General features: G+C 47.8%; 16 protein-coding genes and 1 tRNA gene. 5 read left to right on the forward strand and 12 right to left on the reverse strand.

Going from position 1 to position 18,701, the window contains the following annotated elements; all coding sequences use genetic code 11:
* Positions 1-5 precede the first annotated feature (5 nt).
* A complete protein-coding gene (locus tag OEV79_02545; GenBank protein MDH4210310.1) occupies positions 6-845 on the forward strand; it encodes a YitT family protein in 840 nt (279 codons plus the stop codon).
* 6 nt (positions 846-851) lie between these two features.
* Here OEV79_02545 and OEV79_02550 read toward each other — a convergent pair whose 3' ends face one another.
* Entirely contained in the window at positions 852-2,303 is a 1,452-nt protein-coding gene (locus OEV79_02550) for a sodium/proline symporter (GenBank protein ID MDH4210311.1), read from the reverse strand.
* A 106-nt stretch (positions 2,304-2,409) separates the two neighbouring features.
* Between OEV79_02550 and OEV79_02555 the strand changes: the two genes are divergently transcribed.
* The 3 genes from OEV79_02555 (at position 2,410) to OEV79_02565 (ending at position 5,771) form a co-directional block, all read left to right on the forward strand.
* Positions 2,410-3,546: a class I SAM-dependent rRNA methyltransferase gene (locus OEV79_02555; protein ID MDH4210312.1), complete on the forward strand. Its 1,137-nt coding sequence runs from the start codon at positions 2,410-2,412 to the stop codon at positions 3,544-3,546.
* A gap of 124 nt (positions 3,547-3,670) precedes the next feature.
* Positions 3,671-4,945, forward strand: a complete 1,275-nt coding sequence (locus tag OEV79_02560) for a Glu/Leu/Phe/Val dehydrogenase (GenBank protein ID MDH4210313.1) — start codon at positions 3,671-3,673, stop codon at positions 4,943-4,945.
* Between the two features lie 85 nt (positions 4,946-5,030).
* Complete coding sequence (locus OEV79_02565) at positions 5,031-5,771, forward strand: hypothetical protein (protein MDH4210314.1); 741 nt, start codon at positions 5,031-5,033, stop codon at positions 5,769-5,771.
* Positions 5,772-5,818: 47 nt separating this feature from the next.
* On the opposite strand, the gene purF is transcribed toward OEV79_02565, so the two are convergent.
* From purF to OEV79_02595, 6 genes are all read right to left on the reverse strand, one after another.
* Complete coding sequence (purF, locus tag OEV79_02570; GenBank protein MDH4210315.1) at positions 5,819-7,252, reverse strand: amidophosphoribosyltransferase; 1,434 nt, start codon at positions 7,250-7,252, stop codon at positions 5,819-5,821.
* A gap of 34 nt (positions 7,253-7,286) precedes the next feature.
* A complete protein-coding gene (locus OEV79_02575) occupies positions 7,287-7,781 on the reverse strand; it encodes an HIT domain-containing protein (GenBank protein MDH4210316.1) in 495 nt (164 codons plus the stop codon).
* Positions 7,782-7,783: 2 nt separating this feature from the next.
* Positions 7,784-8,737, reverse strand: a complete 954-nt coding sequence (locus tag OEV79_02580) for a tRNA 4-thiouridine(8) synthase ThiI (GenBank protein ID MDH4210317.1) — start codon at positions 8,735-8,737, stop codon at positions 7,784-7,786.
* A gap of 42 nt (positions 8,738-8,779) precedes the next feature.
* On the reverse strand, positions 8,780-11,467 hold the full coding sequence (locus OEV79_02585; GenBank protein ID MDH4210318.1) for a DUF2723 domain-containing protein: 2,688 nt from the start codon (positions 11,465-11,467) through the stop codon (positions 8,780-8,782).
* Positions 11,468-11,640: 173 nt separating this feature from the next.
* Positions 11,641-13,248, reverse strand: coding sequence for a T9SS type A sorting domain-containing protein (locus OEV79_02590; protein MDH4210319.1), 1,608 nt, complete (start codon positions 13,246-13,248; stop codon positions 11,641-11,643).
* A gap of 65 nt (positions 13,249-13,313) precedes the next feature.
* Positions 13,314-14,372, reverse strand: a complete 1,059-nt coding sequence (locus OEV79_02595) for a DUF763 domain-containing protein (protein MDH4210320.1) — start codon at positions 14,370-14,372, stop codon at positions 13,314-13,316.
* A 117-nt stretch (positions 14,373-14,489) separates the two neighbouring features.
* Between OEV79_02595 and OEV79_02600 the strand changes: the two genes are divergently transcribed.
* Positions 14,490-16,037, forward strand: a complete 1,548-nt coding sequence (locus OEV79_02600) for a diguanylate cyclase (GenBank protein ID MDH4210321.1) — start codon at positions 14,490-14,492, stop codon at positions 16,035-16,037.
* 207 nt (positions 16,038-16,244) lie between these two features.
* Here the strand turns inward: OEV79_02600 and OEV79_02605 are convergent, their stop codons facing one another.
* The 5 genes from OEV79_02605 to OEV79_02625 form a co-directional block, all read right to left on the reverse strand.
* Positions 16,245-16,757, reverse strand: a complete 513-nt coding sequence (locus OEV79_02605; protein MDH4210322.1) for an adenine phosphoribosyltransferase — start codon at positions 16,755-16,757, stop codon at positions 16,245-16,247.
* Between the two features lie 68 nt (positions 16,758-16,825).
* Positions 16,826-17,095 (reverse strand): acylphosphatase, encoded by a 270-nt coding sequence (locus OEV79_02610; protein MDH4210323.1) that lies wholly within the window; start codon positions 17,093-17,095, stop codon positions 16,826-16,828.
* Positions 17,092-17,550 (reverse strand): TIGR00725 family protein, encoded by a 459-nt coding sequence (locus OEV79_02615; protein MDH4210324.1) that lies wholly within the window; start codon positions 17,548-17,550, stop codon positions 17,092-17,094. Before OEV79_02615 ends, OEV79_02610 begins: the two co-directional genes overlap by 4 nt.
* A gap of 378 nt (positions 17,551-17,928) precedes the next feature.
* Positions 17,929-18,002 (reverse strand) — tRNA-Pro (locus OEV79_02620).
* Complete coding sequence (locus OEV79_02625; protein ID MDH4210325.1) at positions 18,003-18,656, reverse strand: protein-L-isoaspartate(D-aspartate) O-methyltransferase; 654 nt, start codon at positions 18,654-18,656, stop codon at positions 18,003-18,005.
* Positions 18,657-18,701: the final 45 nt, after the last annotated feature.

An 18,701-nucleotide genomic window follows, 5' to 3' on the forward strand; every position in this document is an offset into this window, starting at 1 on the left:
AGATCATGAAAGTCGTAAAACTGCTGTATATCATATTCGGCGGAGCAATATTTGCCTTCGGCTACGCGGCCTTCTTGATACCACACAGAATAGTACCTGGAGGAGTAAGCGGCATTGCCATGATACTTCGCTTCCTGTACAACACACCGGTCGGGATAGTGGCAATACTATTGAATATTCCCCTATTCATAATCGCTTTGCGCGTACTGGGTGTATCATTCGGGGTAAAGTCTCTCGCCGCGATCATATACACAAACCTCCTCATTGACCTTCTCGTGTACTCGGCAGGAATCAAAACGCCAACCGATAATGTAGTTCTTGCCGCGCTCTATGGAGGGATACTGCTCGGTTTGGGCTTGGGATTGATCTTCAGAGGTGACGCAAGCACCGGCGGCACTGATATCATTGGGCAGATCTTCAGTCGTCACACTAACTTGTCGGTCGGTATGTGGATAATGATCGTTGACTTCGCAGTCATCACTATGGCGGGTATCACCACCCGATCGATCGAACTTGCGCTCCTGGGTTATCTCGCCCTTTTTCTCTCTTCAAAAGTGATCGACCTCATCCTTGAAGGCATTGACTACGCACGTGCCGCGTTCGTCGTCAGCACAAAGCCCGAGAAGATAACCGATCAGATATACGAAAAAATGCAGCGCGGCGTTACGATTCTGGATGGCCATTCACCATACTCGCGTGAGAAACGACCCGTCATCCTGTGCGTCATAACGAAAAAAGAAACACCTTTTTTCAAATCATTGATCAAGAAAGTCGATGAAAATGCGTTTGTAATCCTCACGGATGTCTTCGAAGTGCTGGGCAAGGGTTTCAGGTCGCGCGTCTGACGAATATCACGGACCCGAATCGGTCGGGATCTGAGGACTTCTATTTTTCGTCCAAAGACTCACGAGCCATGTAGCCAGAAGAGAAAAGAAGAAACCCGGGATCAGTTCATAAAGAAAGTTCTTCAGTGCCGGAACATTGTACCAGACCACGATCGTGATCGCACCAACCACCATGCCGGCAAAAACGCCGAATTTTGTTGTGCCGCGCCATTTTAGCGACAGTATCAACGGCGGGCCAAAGGACGCAGCCAGGCCCCCCCAGGCGTAGAGCACTAACCAGTAAACAAGCCGCTCGGCCCGTAGCCCGAGCACGAACGCAACAATCGCAACAACTACAGTGAAGATCCGCGCCAGACGCACAAGGTATTGCTGAGTGGCTTTTGGATTGATGATCTTTCGATATATATCCTCGGTTATGGCCGAAGTCGTGACCAACAACTGAGAATCAACCGTCGACATCATTGCGGCCGTTGCTGCAGCCAGAACAAATCCGACAAGCCAGCTTGGCAGTATCTTCGCGGCAAATGCTAGAGTAACATGCTCGGGATCGGCGATCTCACCCCGCAGGTACGGGATAGCCAGAAAACCCAGGAATATCGCGCCGGCGACCGCAAGTGTTGTCCAGGTCATTGCAATGAGCATCGCCTTTTTGACCTCCTTCTCGCTGCGCAAAGCCATATAGCGCATGAGAATATGAGGCTGGCCAGCGTAACCGAACCCAATTGCCAGGCCGCCGAGGATCAATCCGAGATATAATGCAGTACCGCTCTCACCTGCCGAGAGCATTACTGCCTTGGCATCGATAGACCCGATGCGTGAGAAGATATTGGAGAATCCACCAGAATGCACGATGCCTATTATACACATCAGCATCAGAGCAACCACCATTATGATCCCCTGAAAAAAATCCGTCCATGATTCGGCAATGAAACCACCCATCATGGTGTAGAACAGAATAATGCTCAGGCCGATGGCCATGCCGACAACGCGATCGATACCGAAGGTTGCCCCCAGTATCTTACCAGCACCAACGACCTGTGCTGAGACATATAATGTAAAGAAAAATACGATGAGAATTGAGGCGGTAATCCTGAGCAGATGCGAATTGTCTGAAAATCTCGATTCGAAATAGTCTGGTATTGTAAGTGCGTTGTACTTGCCGGTCAATCTACGCAGCGGGGTGGCAATTACCAACCAGTTGAATAGACTACCAACCCATACCCCGATACCGGCCCATATAGCACCGATTCCCATCTTGAAAGCCTGGCCGGGCAGACCGATCAGAAGCCAGGCTGACATGTCCGTCCCTTTCTCAGATAGTGCGATGACCGGAGTCAACATCTTCTTACCACCCAAGATAAAATCATCCAGCGATTTTGACGCTAGCTTCGCGGTCACGATACCGGCTATCACCATGCCGACAAGATAGAGCAGAAACACAAGCAGTACCATGTCCATTAGACCTCCCGAATTCCATTTTAGCCACATGTTTTGATACTGTCAACCTGTCTCTGCCAGCCTATTACGATTGACTGACGACCAGAGATGGACTATACTTCTGCGCATGCACAACGTATATCTCAAGAAACGCCATCGTGGACACCCCTGGATTTTCTCAAATGAAATCAGGCGTGGGGAAGAAATCCAACCTGGCGAAATCGTGAAAATCTATCAAGGACGGACGTTCCTCGGCCGAGGATTCTACAATCCACACTCCCTGATCGGAATCAGACACTTCTCTACAACAGACCAGGAATTCGACCAGCAGTTTCTTGATGGCCTCATTGACAAAGCATTGGCGTATCGAAAAACCTGGAGCAAAGAAAATAGCTTCCGCATGGTCCACAGTGAGAGCGATGGGTTGCCAGGATTGATAATCGACAAATACGAGAGTAATTTCGTCATCCAGATAAATTGCTACGGCATGGACAAACGACGCGATATGATCACCAAATCGCTCGCTCGCATGAAGCCGGATTTTGTCTATGAAAGAAGCGATGCTCAACTCCGTAAGCTCGAAGGACTGGAACCTGTGCAGGCACTCCATTATGGGAACCTTGTAAATCCTGTTACCATCAAGCAGGATGATATTCCGTTTCTCGTTGATATCGAGAAAGGTCAGAAAACGGGTTTCTTTTTCGACCTGAAAGAAATAAGAAATATGGTGATGGAGAGAGCCAAAGACAAAAAAGTGCTTGATCTGTTTTGTTACACAGGTGCTTTCTCGCTATATTCTGCGTCCGGCGGCGCACGTTCAGCGACCGCAGTGGACTCATCCCGGTCGGCAATTGAACTGGCCATGAAGAACAGCGAGAATGCAGGGGTCGCAGTCACACAGTTCGTCTGTGCAGATGTGTTCGATTTTCTAAGACGTGATGAGCAGCTATATGACGTCATCATCGTGGATCCGCCATCATTCACAAAATCGAAGAAATCTCTAATTTCAGCACGCCGCGGCTATGGAGACATAAATCGCCAGGCAATGAAACACCTCGCCAAGGACGGCATCCTGGTTACAACCTCATGTTCGTATCATATAAACGAACAGGATTTCCAGGAAATACTGCGCAAGGCCGCGGTTGATGCCGGCATATTGATGCAGATAACTGACCGGGCAACACAGAGTCTTGACCACCCGATCTTACTCAACATGCCTGAAAGTAACTACTTGAAGTGCTTCTTTCTACGCCGTATTGGCTGAAGCCACCTGTTCTTGACTTTCTGAAGCATTTGGATACAATATAATCCGTACTAGCAATCCCAGGTTCACTAAATCAGCTAGATACAAATTATCGATCAGATTTCAAGTTCTATAGGAGGTTTTTGTGAAAGAAGCACGTAACGAAGCGGCCAGTGTCTATGAAAATGTATGTAGGCAATTCAATAAGGCGGCTGACCTAATTGATTTTGATCCACAGATCCGCAAAATACTGGCCAAGACCCAGAATGAGGTGATCGTAAATTTCCCTGCCATAATGGATGACGGGCATATCGAGATATTCACTGGCTATCGCGTCCAGCACAATAATGTGCTCGGCCCGTACAAGGGAGGTTTACGATACCATCCGGCCGTTGATATTGACGAGGTAAGAGCACTCGCCACATGGATGACGTGGAAATCGGCAATTGTCAACATTCCCTTCGGCGGCGCCAAAGGCGGTATTCAGGTCGACCCTTCAAAATATTCACGGTCTGAGCTCCAGCGTATTACACGGCGATTCACCTTTGCACTGGGGTGCAACATCGGGCCGGAATTCGATATCCCTGCACCCGACGTTAACACTAATGCCCAGATCATGGCGTGGATACTCGACACGTATCTCTCGACCCAACCACCTCATACCCGCCAGGCGAATGTCCACGTTGTAACTGGAAAGCCCGTGGAATCCGGTGGCAGTTTGGGGCGTGATAAAGCTACAGGACAGGGTGTTGTTTATACCATCGAGCAATGGGCGGAAGATCGGAAATTCGATCTCAAGGGTGCAACCTATTTCGTACAGGGGTTTGGAAATGTGGGATCCTGGACAAGTTTACTGATGAAGCCCTACGGCGCCAAATTGGTTGCCGTCGAAGACGTATGTGGAGCGTACGAAGATCCTAACGGAATTGACCCCGACGAACTCAACGCGTATTTCAAGCAGAACCATACTTTTGATGGCTTCAAAAATCTTAAGAAAATCGATCATAAAAAATTCCTGAGCACGAAAGCCGACATATTTGTTCCGGCTGCTCTTGAGAATCAGATAACGGCCGAAACCGCTCCGTTGATCAACGTGAAGGTTATTGCAGAAGGCGCAAATGGACCAACCGATCCCGATGGCGACGAAATACTACAGCAGAAAAAAATTGACCTGATCCCCGACATCCTGTGCAACGCGGGTGGTGTTATCGTAAGTTATTTCGAATGGCTTCAGAACAAACGCAGTGAATTCTGGGATCTGGAAGAAGTCGACCGTAAACTGCGCAAGTTGATCGTCGGTGGTTATGACCGTGTCCGCACTGCGACCAAGAAACATAATACCGACTGGCGTACCGCTGCCTATGTCGTGGCTCTGACCAGATTAGAAAAGGTCTATAAAGAAAGGGGAATTTTCCCATAAAAACATCAGCGAATATTCGCTGATCGGCCAACCCATAGTCTCATTCTGCGCTGCGTGAAGTAGTCAAAGAACGGGGAATTTTGTTATGCAAAAGACCAACTGGCAAATCTTCTTAGGCATTGCCCTAATCGCCTTTTCGGCGGCGGTCTATGTTATACACTACCTCCTTTTTCGCGATGTCCACCATATATTCATATATCTTATCGGAGATATCGCATTCGTGTTCATCGAGGTGCTGCTCGTGACCCTCGTCATCCACAGGCTCCTGACGGTAAGGGAGAAACGTGCCATGCTCGAGAAGATGAATATGGTCATCGGTACGTTCTATAGTGATGTCGGAACAACGCTGCTTAAATCCTTTGCCGGCTTCGATCCAAATATCGACACGATAAGAACCAGTCTCACGGCAGCAAAGAACCTCAGTGACCAGGAATTCCTCCTGCTGAGCAGAAGGCTGCGATCACATCACACTACTATCAAGACGAGCACGAAAGATATCAAAAACCTCAAGATATTTCTCATCGGCAAGCGCGATTTCCTGATCCGTCTTCTCGAAAACCCCATATTGCTGGAACACGCATCGTTCACAAATCTGCTGTGGGCGGTTTTCCATCTTGCCGACGAACTCGGTCACCGAAGAAATATCAATAAATTACCCGGAACCGACCATGAACACATCAACGGGGATATCAAACGTGTCTATCTGTCTCTGCTCAGCGGGTGGGCAAGTTATATGAAATACTTGAAAGACAACTACCCATACCTGTTCTCGCTGGCGATACGCACGAACCCTTTCGATCCACTAGCCAAACCCGAAGTAGAATAGAAAATTCCCGGAAACCTTTCTGCGAAACGACTGATACGGTAAGCTTGTTATTTATCTGAAGCCCTGGGTGCCATACGGTCTTCTTCAATCCGATCCATAAGCGCCCGCGGTATTTCGGTAGGATAGACACCGGTAAAACATGCGGTGCAGAAACCTCTTGATCCGGCACCGACACCTTTAATTAGACCTTCTGTTGTTTGATATACAAGTGCATCGGCATTTATCGATCTGCGAATATCCTCGATCGATTTGTCCCGGGCAATAAACTCTCCCCTCGTCTGCATATCAATACCGTAAACACATGGAAACCGCAGGGGAGGCGAGTATGAAGCATAGTATACCTTTCTTACACCTACGCTTCTAACCAGAGAGATTATCTCGCGTGAGGTGTTCCCTCGGACAATCGAATCGTCAATCAACAATACGTCTTTCCCTTTTATCTCCGGTTTGATGGGATTCAGCTTCAATCTGACAGCCTCGATCCTCTTCTCCTGGGTCGGCATTATGAAAGTACGGTGAATGTAGCGGTTCTTGATGAGCCCTTCCCGATGCCTCACACCAAGGATATCTGCGACCATGAGGGCTGCACCCCTCGCCGTGTCCGGAATGGGCATCACCACGTCTGGCTTGATACCTTCCTGCTTGCAGACCTTACCAAGTTCCTCTCCGAGCCTGAGTCTTGCTTCGTACACACCGATGCCATCGATGATCGAATCTGGCCTGGCAAAATATACGTATTCGAAAATGCACGCTGCTGCATCACTTGCCGCCACCTGATCCACGTGAAGATTATTATCCCTATCGATGAATACTGCCTGTCCCGGCTTAACATCGGTCATCTCCTGATAACCGAGAAGATCGAGGGCAACGCTCTCGGATGCGAAGCAGAAACTTGAATCATCACTTCCCATGATCAACGGCTTGATCCCCTTCGGGTCGCGAAAAGCCAATAGTCCTTTGTTCGCAATGATCGATACCACGGCATAACTGCCAATCAACTTATCATATACCCTGCGCAGGGCAGAAAACAATTTCTCCGGGGGCAGGTTCTTAAGATCCATCCTCGTCAGCTCAACCGAAAGGAGATTGAGTATGACCTCTGCATCGCAGTTGGAATTCAAATAGCGCAATTCGTTCTCGACCAGATCCTTTTTCAATTCGAAAAAGTTGACGAGATTACCGTTGTGTGCCAGGGCAATGCCATATGGTGTGGTTATTATGAATGGTTGAGCATCCTCTGCTGAACCAGCACCGACCGTGGGATATCTGACATGACCGATGCCTGTGTTCCCATTGAGTCGCTCGATGTTTTTCGAATTAAAGACACTGAACACCAGACCATTACCCTTTTTCAACTGAAAACCGTTCTCAAAGGTTGCGGCACCGGCCGCATCCTGGCCACGGTGTTGAAGAGCAAGTAACGCCGGATAAATCCTATCGATCGCTCTTTCTTTGCCGGTCAATCCAATGATGCCACACATGTCAAAGTCTTATGCTGGTCAAAGGGTAGCTCATTCACTTTCCGAGGCCGTCCAACCAGAGCAAACCCTCGATGATTTTGTCATAAGTTTTATTCAACGCCTCTGATATGACTTTAGTTTCTGAAAGCAGTGGCATGAAATTCGAATCACCTTGCCACCTCGGCACAAGATGAAAATGGACATGGTCGACGACACCAGCCCCGGCAACGCGTCCCTGATTCACCCCGAGATTGAATCCTTGGGGCTGCATGGTGTGATCGATTGCTTTGATGACCCTGGAAATGAGCCGATGGACTGCCAGCATTTCTTCATCATCAAGCATCTCGAGTTGCCCGACATGGCGCAGCGGTGCGATCATGACATGTCCATTGTTGTAAGGATAACGGTTCATGATGGTAAATGCACGACCACTCCGCTCGACGATGAATACCTTTCTGCCATCCTTTTCTCGCAATCCGGCGCAAAGGAAACACCCTTTACCAGGATTCCTGATATATTCTACACGCCAGGGCGCCCACAATTTTTCCATTTTCATATTCTCCATTTTTTCAATTCATCATCATCTATCGGCTCGACGACTATCTTCTTGATCTGTCCTTTATACCTGCAGTGTACCTCAACCTCGGCTTCTTTCTTTTTGTCGCTGTACCGTGCCGTAATGGATGCTGCCTCCTTGATACATTTTCTATCGCCTATCAGGATCGCATTTGGGCTCCCGGTATCAGGTACAAAGAGAAATGTGTGGGAATCCTGAGCAAGCTCTTCGATCTTCTTGTTCTCTTCTTCATTGCGTCCGACGATCAGTTTCGCACCAGGAGAAATCCTGAAATGGCGGCCTATTTTCAAAAACTCAATGTCTGCAAGAGCGATCTCCTCCCGGAACCTCAAAACATCGGCCAATCGACGGCAGAATCCGGGATCGGTCAGTAAACACCCTCCACTCGGTGAGAAAAATTCCTCGATCTTTCTTTTCTTCGCGATCTCCAGCGAAAGCCTGCGCGAACGTCCCTTTATCTTTAGCATAGACCGGCGGCTGATCAAACCTTTTATCTCGGGCACTGTCGGAGGCAGCAACGCCCCACTCAAAGGTCTCACCACTAATCCTTCAAGACCGGCTTTTTTCTCGATAAGCATCAAGGTCTCAAATCGTTGCGACATCTGACGCTGTTCGAGAACCTCACCGGTTACCGCGAAGTCCGCTTTTATCTCTTTCATGTATTCCTTCGCCTTCTTCAGCATCAGAATCCGACAGTCGATGCAGGGATTAAGGTTCTTGCCATATCCGTGGTCGGGTTTCTGCACGGTCTGGGCAAATTCCTCCGTTACATCCACAATCTTAAGATCGGGCACGGTCGGCAATTGCTGCGATGAAAGGAACTTGTGCGAGATATGTAATGGATAGACTTTCACACCCCACTCTTTGACGACCTCAAGAGCAAGCGATGAATCGAGCCCACCACTGTAAAGGACTACTGCTTTTGCCATTTTTTGCAGCCTCTGAGTTTCTCTCCGCCAGGATAGAGTATGTTACTGACCTCTTAATTCATTAAGCATGTTACGGGCACTGGTATCCCCCGGGTTTATTGAAAGCCAGTTCTCCAGCACACTTATGGCGGACGCCTTGTCGTCCATTGCGAGATAGGTCATCACCAAACCTGAATAGGCTTGTGAGAACCGCGGGTTCAAGTCGATCGCACGTTTGAAGTATTCGATCGATCTGTTATATAACCCGATATTCCCGAATACCGATCCGATCTGCACCAGCATGCCTGGTTCCTGGACTTCAATTTCTGACAGATACTTGTACGCACTGTCTGGCATGCCCATTTGCGCAAATAGAACGCCGAGGTTGTATGAAAAGTAGATATTCTGAAAGGGCTGGAACAGAAGCGCGAACCGCCACGCATCCAGCGTCCCGTCAAGATCACCTCTTTCCCGCAAAACAACGCCGAGGCTGGCTAGACCCGCCGCATAGTTCGTATAAAGCCGGCGTGTATTTTCATCCTTGTACAACCCATACCCGTAAAATTCCCCCTCTTCTTTTCGCCTCTCAAAATCAACCAATATCTGGGATACAAAATCCTGCTGTTCGGGGCTGAAAATACCGGTGTAGCGGTAGGTGCGATAGAAGAAATTGCCGGTCTTCTTCACATCAACCGCAAAGGTCGGATCACTGCTGTCACCTACAACCCGGTATACCAAACCTTCCAGCTGTAGATATGGACGGTATCCCTCGAAATTTTCCTGAGATACTGTGGAACCGAAATAGATGGGTACCTTGCCGCGGTAATTCTTCAAGTAACGCTCGGCAAACTCCTGCTGAGTGATCACATAATCAGTTTCGGTAAGCCTGATACCTGCGTTGGTGGCAAGGATATTCCTTATCATGATATCCTTGACCCATATCACTCGACGGTCACGCGTCATGAAAGGTTCGAGCCGATTGATCACTCTTTCCGTAAAACTGATCGGCACACCCCAATCCTTTAACTGTCGTATATACCAGTTGGTATTTATCAAAGATAGGTTGGCGTTGATGACCATTCGTTTCAATCCCAGCACTTCCTGGGCAAACCACAGCGGGAAAGTGTCATTGTCACCATTGGTGAACAACACACCACCATCCTCGCATGATACAAGCATGTTGTAAGCATAATCCTTTGGAATAAAATCACCCTTCCGGTTGCTCACTCGGAAATTAGCAAGGAGAGGAATCGCCGAATAAACTAAAAACCCACTGAGGCCGAAGATCTCAATCCACCGTTTTTTCTTCATACCCTTTTTCATGGTCTGCAGGAACCCGAAGAAACCGATACCGACGAGCATACCGAAATAGGTTTGACCGGTATGGAAGAAATAATCACGCTCGCGCACCTCATGTGGCTGATGGCGCGGGTTAGAGTCGCTCGGTGAGAACTTAAGATTAAGGTAACCAACCATCGCGAATGATAGCATGAACATGATCAATGCCGTCAGGAAGAATATCTTGCGTTCTCTCCTGAAAAGTTCCACAAGACCCCAAATGCCAAAAATATAGAAAAGTGCCAATACAATACTCCGGAAGACATTATGCGTGAATTCTGGCACAGGCTGCCAAGAAAGGTACCTTACAAAAAGAGCCATCTGCCAGAAATATCCCTGGAGCACGCCGAAGCCGGTCGATTCCTGCGTCTGCCTTGGGATCAACTTTGCCGGACCATATTGTGCCCGGTGCAGGACATTATTGAATGCCTCGAAATTCTCGCCCGGGTCACACTCATTGATGCGGGGTGCTATGTTCTCTCCGGCATAGTATCTTTCCGCCACATCCTCCTGCTTGTAGAGCGTATCCAGTACGCGAGAACGTATCGGCAGATACAATTCTGACGAAGCGCCAACAACTACCAGGACTATTCCCGCCCAGAAGAAACGCCAATTCTTATACCTCACGGCATTGGTAATTGGCAGAAAGATCCCGGCAAGGAGTATCAATCCAAGGATAATAACCGAAGGCGTGTGCAGCGGTTTCGGCAATAGAAAGACCAGTGCGAAAAATATCGCCTGGAACGATCCCAGAAGCCAGAAAAGCGTGTCCTTGAGGTAGCGCCTCTCCACATAAAACATGAACGCATATATCGGGAAAAATATCAAGAACGGTGTCAAATGAATACCGGTAGCAAGGAATATCAAATAGAAGCACGCCAGAAGATACTTGTTTTTCGGCTCACCCTGTTTGACGCTTTCGTACCATAAGATCATTAAATAGTTTACAAACAAAAAGACAAATGTCGCCGCGGCATAGACTTCGGTCTCGATCGCGTTCCCCCATACCGTATAATAGAATGCCGTTGCGAGAGACGTGCCAAATGTGATGATAATGTAAGCGAGTTGATTGTTGCTCTTCTGCCACATTCTGAATATCCTGAGCATTATCCGGTAAACAAGGAAAACAGACAGCACGGTGAATGTCAGGCCCAAAAGATTCATGTGCCACGCGACTTCCTTTGAGATCGGCAAGACGGATGCGACCAATCCAACGATCATCAGCCAGACACGGCCCAGCAGTACGTAGAACGGTGTTCCCGGAGGATGTGGCACTGCCAGCGTATGGGCGGAAGCGATGAACTCGCCGCAATCCCAGAATGACAGAGTTGGTGAAACCGTGTATAAATAAACAACAGCGACAATCACCAATAAGATATAAAGCAGAATTTTCTCGAGTTTATTGTAATCCATTAGCGCTCCTTCGTTCAATTATAGTCAAACACTACATGATGTCAATAATGCCGCACTCGATGCACTGCTTGCCATAATTGCACTGACCTGCGGCGAACGCTAGAATCGCAACAAGCATTCTCTATTACGGACTTCGCTTTGGTATATACGCCAGTGTGTTTTTTCTCGATTATCTACTCTAATTTCACAACTTTCTGTATCCCAAGAAAAGCGCCAGTTTTGACATGCACAAAATACACGCCTGCTGGCAGCCGCATTCCGCGGTCATCAGTACCACCCCACTTCACCGTGGACTGATGACCGATATCAGATACAGGGACTGAAATGCTGGTGACCTGCTGACCGGTGATGTCAAAAATATCAATATCTGAAGTCGTATTGACACCCGGCAACTGGCATCTGATTTCTGCGTAGTGCCGGAACGGATTGGGATATATTTGTAGCACAGAGGATAACTGCTGGCTCGCAAAATCATAGATCATTATCGGGATTGGATTCAGGCTTATTACAGTAAAATCCGTGCCCGTAACACTGTCAACAGTCTCGCCTCCTACATATAGATTGCTGTCGGCTCCAAAGCACAGCGCGTTGGCAATACAGAAGTCAGGTCCTCCGTAGTCATATGTCCACCGCTGGGTGCCGGAAGTATACAAACTCACAACCGCCAGATGAACTCCCATAACACTGTCGACGCCACATCCTGCCGCATAGATTTTATTATCAGGGGCATATATTATCGAGGTCGCCCAACTTACTGACAGTCCGTGCATATATTCCCACATGAACAATCCAGCACTGCTAATACCAAGCACCGTGAATACGGGCATGTCACTGCCATAAGAACCAGCGCAATAGATATTTCCGTCATCACCAAAAATACCGCAAGTGGCTGAAGATGGTACTGAATTCACATATGTCCAGTGCTCGTAACCTGAGTCACTGAGTTTGATCGTAAACAGAAAGGCATAAACATATCCCGTGTTGACCGCACACGTTCCGAAGGCGTATACATTGCCATCGGCTCCATATACCACGGCATTCGCACCATCTTCATAATGCTGACCATACTGATACACCCAGCGCTCGGTTCCATCAGCCGTCACCGACAACACAACTGCATGATTATAGTCGTACGAACCGGCTGCATAGACATTGCCGTCCGACCCGCACACAATTGAATACGCATCATCAGTGTTATTTCCGGGACCGTTATAACGGTAAACCCAGCGTTCGGTGCCAGAGGTGTCGAGGCTGACAATTATGAAATCGCGTCCTGACTGGAAACGCTCGTCATAACCGGCAGCATAGATATTGCCATCAGCGCCATAAGCAAGGGCGCGAACGCAACCATCACCAATATATGGACCTTGATGCCGGTAGATCCAGCGCTCACTGCCGTCTGGTGTAAGACTGATCACTGTGAAATCCGAGATCGTATCACTATTATAACTGCTACCTCCAACGTAGACATAATTGTTTGCATCACATGTAATTGTATTGGCGTCATCAATAAAATCCGCATATCCATTGTGTACATACACCCAGCGCTCCGCTCCGCTCGTTGAAAGGCTCACAACCACAATATCTATATCCGTGCCGGCATGGCAACCAGTTCCTGCTGCGTAGATATTGCCATCTGAGCCATAGCATATCGCATTGCACGCTTCGTTCTGCCAACCGCTCAAACCACTATATTTATACACCCAGCGCTCGGTTTGGGAAAATATGAAATGCGGTACAAGAATTACACAGCAACAGAATAATACTTCAATATACTTCATAAAACCTCCTCAATTCTACTCTGCTTTATTATAAGAGAATGGCTATTGTTGTCAAGATCATCCAATTACATATACGTGATTTTTCTGAGTGCTTTTAATTTGTCGCTCTCACCTATTTTAGACCGCTTGATCGCCGATTCCAGATAGGCGATGGACTGATTATAGGTATTTCTGTCTACTGGATATGGAAACCCATCCTTGCCGCCGTGGGCAAATGAGTATCTTGCCGGGTCGCGAAAAGACGGTCTTGTCCCGTACAATAATTCCCCTATCAGGGCCAGCGCCCTGACCGTCTTCGGTCCCACTCCGCTAACGCCGATGAGTTCCTCGAAATTGCGGGGTGATTGTTCATATGTTCTTAGAAGGATTTTATGAAAGTACTTCGGGCTTATATCCAACGCCAATACAGGATGTCGGCGTGGCATCTTCAGGATTTTTTCGGCTTCCTTGATCGTTTTATCGGGATTTTCTCTGGCAATCTCAGTAACACTCTCACGCGATCCCGAGCTCTCCACTGCAACCATGTTGAGGGCATCCTGATTCCGGTCGCAGCAAACCGCCGCATGTGGTTCATTTACATACGATCTAAGATCCAAGGAAAGCCAATGGTAACGGCGGGCATAGCGATTATCAGGATTCATTCCCTGTTGCACAACGCTCCAAGCACCATCAGCAGTGAAAATGAACAGGTGATGGTAAAGATTATAACCATCCTGGACACAGGAATTGTCCACCTTTGCCGATGTTTTTGACGCATGAATCAGACTATCACCATCGAGCGATATCGCATTGGCAACCTCCTGAATCTGGAGCGGTGTCTTACGAGACGCTCCACCCTTTCCGCCACAAAAAAACAATCCCAGTTCACGACTGATTTCCCTCGTCCCCTCCTTCATTGCTCCACATACGGTCGTGGTCAACCCTGATGAGTGCCAGTCAAAGCCAAGCACAGAGCCGAAAGCCTGGAACCAGAACGGATCTGACACACGACGCATGAATTCATGACCGCCCTGTTCAATTACTATGGTCTCTATGATGGCTCCGGCAAGTTTTGCCATCTTGGCAAAGAGCCATTTAGGCGCGCGTCCGTGATGCAAGGGAAGATCAGCAGTGCCAGTACGCATATATTAATGATACAGTAGTCAAGCACCTTGTCAATCACCTCAGGCATGAGACATAACGATCGGTTTAAGTCTCACAAAACACTTTACAAAAATACAAATATTACTATAATACTCTTAATGAAAAAATACCTAATGCCGATATATGAATCCATGGTCATTATTCTTGGTATCGGGGCCCCATTGATCCTTGCTTTATTACTGCGTCCTGCTTTCCCGCCGCTGGCGGACAGCATGGTCTTTATTCTCACTTCGATCATCTGCGCGCTGGTCTACATATCCTTGAAAAACACAATACTATCCTTCGAAGTCGTAATCTATTTCTTTATCTTGTTGGTATTCGGAGGCATAGTAGCATCTGTCATGGCGATAATCACCCTGCTGATCGTCTGGACCATAAAGAGTTTCAAGTATATACTCAGAAAGGACATCGCCGAGTTCCGGGTCACGATCAAGACCGGGGTATACAATGCCGGTGTATACGGATTGATGTATCTCCTCGCAGGCCTATTGATGGTTAATTTCCCGCGCAGCGCACAGTGGATCCTGGCAATACCTACGATAATAATCCTCAATGAACTATTCTTCTCCATACACACGCTCCTGAAAGGACAGTCATACTGGACATATCTGAAAGAAGAGGCGCTTGTCAGTGACCTCATGGAGATGTTGATCTACCCGATCGGGATCTCAATGACACTGCTCTATGACGAGTACGGGCTTGTCTCAATAATACCGCTCGCCATAAGCATTTCGGTTTTCTCCTATATTGGATATCTGATGTCTCAATATCAGGAAAAAATGAGGCAAAGGATCACGGAAGAAGAAGACCTAAATGAGATCGCCCGTAAACTGGAAGGCATTCTGGATTTCGAATTACTGATAACTACAATATTACGAAAAGTCCATTCATTCATCCATGCCGAGGAAGTCACACTCAGACTGGAAGACCAGGAACAGGGTATTAATCTGATGCGCAACTATGATGGTACAAAGATCCGTAATCTCAATTTTGCCATTCCCCCGAAATCAATAAATGCGGTTGAGCTGCCTCTGGTAACAAGAGACCGGAACATAGGTACCCTGATCGTCAAACCACAAGAACCACTCGACAAAGAGAGCCTGGTTCTCCTTACGAACCTCGTCAAGCACATCTCACTTTGCCTTGCCAATTCAATGCTTTATAAGATTTCCATAGAGGACACCCTGACCGGACTTTATACAAGACGCTATTTCGAGCAGAAGTTAACCGAAGGCATCGCTGAAGTTCAGCGTGATAATAGAAAACTCGCAATCGTCCTTTTTGACATAGACAACCTGAAGGACGTTAATGATCAATTGGGACATAAAATGGGTGACCACGTGCTTCGGAGCTTCTCTCAGATCCTGAAAGTCCATTCGCGCAAGCGAGACATTATCGCTCGCTGGGGTGGGGATGAGTTCGTTGCCATCATTCCGGGTGCATCAGAAGACGAAGCGCATGTTTTTGGTGAAAGAATGAAGGAACTGTTGTCAAACGAAACTTTCATCGCAGAGAACAAGAACATGAAGTGCAGCGTCTCTTACGGTTCTCTTGAGTATCACCCCAAATCGAGGATTCGCGACAGTGAAATCTTCCATGAGGTCGATAAGAGACTACTCTTAATGAAAAAAGCCGTCAACCGGTAATCCAAGTTAAAACTACTTTAAAACTACTTCATAGTTTCCTTCAAAAAATCTAACGAAGAACGTGAGTCCAATCAGGGACAAGTTTCATCGAAAAAACTTCCTCGGTTTTTCGCAATAGCGATGGAGAAATCCATCTGCGAAAAAAAATATTAGATAATGTTTTGCTGATTTGCAGTTGGGTTAATTCGACCGCTGTTCAGTGTAGCGTCAGTACTGCACCAGGGAAAATACCTCGTATCCCTTCAGTTTTTCGCGGCCTTTGAGGTAGGTCAAATCACTTATGAATACACAAGCAACGATCTTGCCGCCAAGTTTCTCGACCAGCTTGCATGTCGCCTGAACCGTACCGCCAGTGGCCAGAACATCATCAAAAACCAACACTCTTTCCCCTGAATCTATCGCATCTTTGTGGATCTCGATCGTATTCGTACCGTATTCCAGGGTGTAATCCAGAGCAACTGTCTCGGCCGGCAATTTACCCGGCTTTCTAACTGGCACAAAACCGCAATCAAGTTTGTACGCGATTACGCCGCCGAAAATATAACCGCGAGCTTCTACCGAGACTAACTTGTCAACCTGTTGGTTTTTATACTTTTCGACTATTGTATCGATAACATACTTGAAAGGTCCGGATTCTTTCAGCAGTGTAGTAATATCCCGGAACATCACTCCCTTTTGTGGAAAATCCGGAATGTCACGGATATACTTCTTCAGATCCATCACGCCTCCTTTATCTCAACTCGCCTTGAATTGCCTTCAACTACCAAAAATTGCTTCATGTGTCATTTTTAATTTTGCAGCCGGAATTCGGTGAATCCAGAATCTCTCTCTGACCACTTCACTTTGACGCCGGTCACGTGAGCCGAAACAGGACCGATCTTTAGATGGTCGATAAAATCTTTGATTATACCCTTACCACCCTCAGCAACAACTTCAACTGTTCCATCCGGCATATTTCTTACATAACCCTTTACATCATACAAACGAGCCTGGTTCATGACAAAAAACCTGTAACCGACCCCCTGCACAACACCTTGAACAATGATTTCTGCTTTCATTCTGATATCGCCTTGAATGCACGTTCAACGGCATCGGCAGCATTTTTAGCATTTATTATCGGTGCTTCTATGCGCCAGGTATCAATACCAATTACCGGCACATTATACATCAGGCAAAATGCGATCTCGGTCAATGTCCCGTACTTACCGTCTATGGCAATCGCGCAGTCACACGTGCGGGCGATGATGAAGTTACGCGCTTGACCCATACCGGTGACGATCGGAATATCAACGTAGGGATTAGCGCTTGCCTTTTCGGCCGTCGGCAAAATACCGATGACCACACCCTCTGACTGACTTGCACCCTTCGAAGCCGCGGCCATGATCCCGCCCATGCCTCCGGTTATCAGAATTGCGCCGCGCTTAGCGACGAGGGAGCCGACCTCTTCGGCGATCTTGAGGTGTTCCTCACTCGCCTCTGATCCACCGATCACTGCTATGATCTTTCGTTTCATGGACTAGTTTAGTGTATTGATCTTCCGGTTATTAACACCACTGCTAACTTCTCAACTCAAAGCTTATCGACACGTCCCCCATCTCCGTCACGAATTCTGTACAAATCTCTGATTTGTCCACAGAATTCAGTGTCCCGAAATCCCATAGGGATGAGGGGATCTCCCCGTCTCTGCGTCTCCGTTTCACCGTATCTCCCTGTCTCCGTGTCTCAAACTCGGGGCGGTGGGATTTGTCCCGCAAAAACCGAAATCTGCGATTTCGTTGATTTTGCGAGGATCCCGTTTCATCAATCAAGTAAATAAGGTGAAGGAAACGGGGAACCCACGACTCAGATTTCGTTCGTGCAACCTTCCAAAGATCCTGCTTATGCATATCGATCGGGGCGGTGGGATTTGAACCCACGACCTCATGGTCCCGAACCATGCGCGCTAAACCACTGCGCCACGCCCCGTTATTCTTTCCAACCTTGTTTGCCAAGTAACGGTACAAAGGTGCACTCAAATATTTCCTTGCGGAATATTCTTCCCCTTTGTTTTGTCACTAGATTCAACGTCTGGTATAGCTCGCTGCCGACCGGAATGACCAGTCTACCCTTCTCAGCCAACTGGTCGATCAAAGCATTCGGCACTTCAGGAGCTCCAGCAGTTACTATTATACCATCATAAGGAGCATACTGAGGCCAACCAAGACTGCCGTCTCCGGTCATAAAAGCTATGTTCTTGAAACCCAATCTGTCCAGTTTATCCCGCGCACTTTCCTTCAGTGCAGACAGCCTTTCGATCGTGTACACCATCTTAGATAACAGCGCAAGAATCGCGGTCTGGTAACCAGAACCAGTGCCGATCTCGAGGACCGCATCGCCAGGTTTCAGTTCCAGCAATTCGGTCATCACCGCAACCATGTAGGGCTGCGATATCGTCTGCCCGTGACCGACCGAAAGCGGATAGTCATTATATGCCTGGTGCACGTAGATATTATCAACGAAGAAATGCCTGGGCACACACATCATGGCGTCGATCACTCTCGCGTCTTCGACGCCACGGGCGACAATCTGTTCCTTTACCATTCTTTCCCGCTCGTGCCGCCATTCCTGGGTCTCGATCATCGTCCCATTAGAATAACCGAAAAGACGCGAAAGTCAATGCCGATT

The sequence above is a fragment of the candidate division WOR-3 bacterium genome (genome assembly GCA_029858255.1).
Taxonomy (GTDB): domain Bacteria; phylum Hydrothermota; class Tepidihabitantia; order SM23-42; family SM23-42; genus SM23-42.

Coding starts and splice junctions, on each gene's coding strand:
- OEV79_02555 (MDH4210312.1), top strand. CDS start 2,410: ATGCACAACGTATATCTCAAGAAACGCCATCGTGGACACCCCTGGATT.
- OEV79_02590 (MDH4210319.1), bottom strand. CDS start 13,248: ATGAAGTATATTGAAGTATTATTCTGTTGCTGTGTAATTCTTGTACCG.
- OEV79_02575 (MDH4210316.1), bottom strand. CDS start 7,781: ATGGAAAAATTGTGGGCGCCCTGGCGTGTAGAATATATCAGGAATCCT.
- OEV79_02595 (MDH4210320.1), bottom strand. CDS start 14,372: ATGCGTACTGGCACTGCTGATCTTCCCTTGCATCACGGACGCGCGCCT.
- OEV79_02605 (MDH4210322.1), bottom strand. CDS start 16,757: ATGGATCTGAAGAAGTATATCCGTGACATTCCGGATTTTCCACAAAAG.
- OEV79_02585 (MDH4210318.1), bottom strand. CDS start 11,467: ATGGATTACAATAAACTCGAGAAAATTCTGCTTTATATCTTATTGGTG.
- OEV79_02550 (MDH4210311.1), bottom strand. CDS start 2,303: ATGGACATGGTACTGCTTGTGTTTCTGCTCTATCTTGTCGGCATGGTG.
- OEV79_02565 (MDH4210314.1), top strand. CDS start 5,031: ATGCAAAAGACCAACTGGCAAATCTTCTTAGGCATTGCCCTAATCGCC.
- OEV79_02580 (MDH4210317.1), bottom strand. CDS start 8,737: ATGGCAAAAGCAGTAGTCCTTTACAGTGGTGGGCTCGATTCATCGCTT.
- OEV79_02615 (MDH4210324.1), bottom strand. CDS start 17,550: ATGAAACGAAAGATCATAGCAGTGATCGGTGGATCAGAGGCGAGTGAG.
- OEV79_02545 (MDH4210310.1), top strand. CDS start 6: ATGAAAGTCGTAAAACTGCTGTATATCATATTCGGCGGAGCAATATTT.
- OEV79_02625 (MDH4210325.1), bottom strand. CDS start 18,656: ATGATCGAGACCCAGGAATGGCGGCACGAGCGGGAAAGAATGGTAAAG.
- OEV79_02600 (MDH4210321.1), top strand. CDS start 14,490: ATGAAAAAATACCTAATGCCGATATATGAATCCATGGTCATTATTCTT.
- OEV79_02610 (MDH4210323.1), bottom strand. CDS start 17,095: ATGAAAGCAGAAATCATTGTTCAAGGTGTTGTGCAGGGGGTCGGTTAC.
- purF (MDH4210315.1), bottom strand. CDS start 7,252: ATGTGTGGCATCATTGGATTGACCGGCAAAGAAAGAGCGATCGATAGG.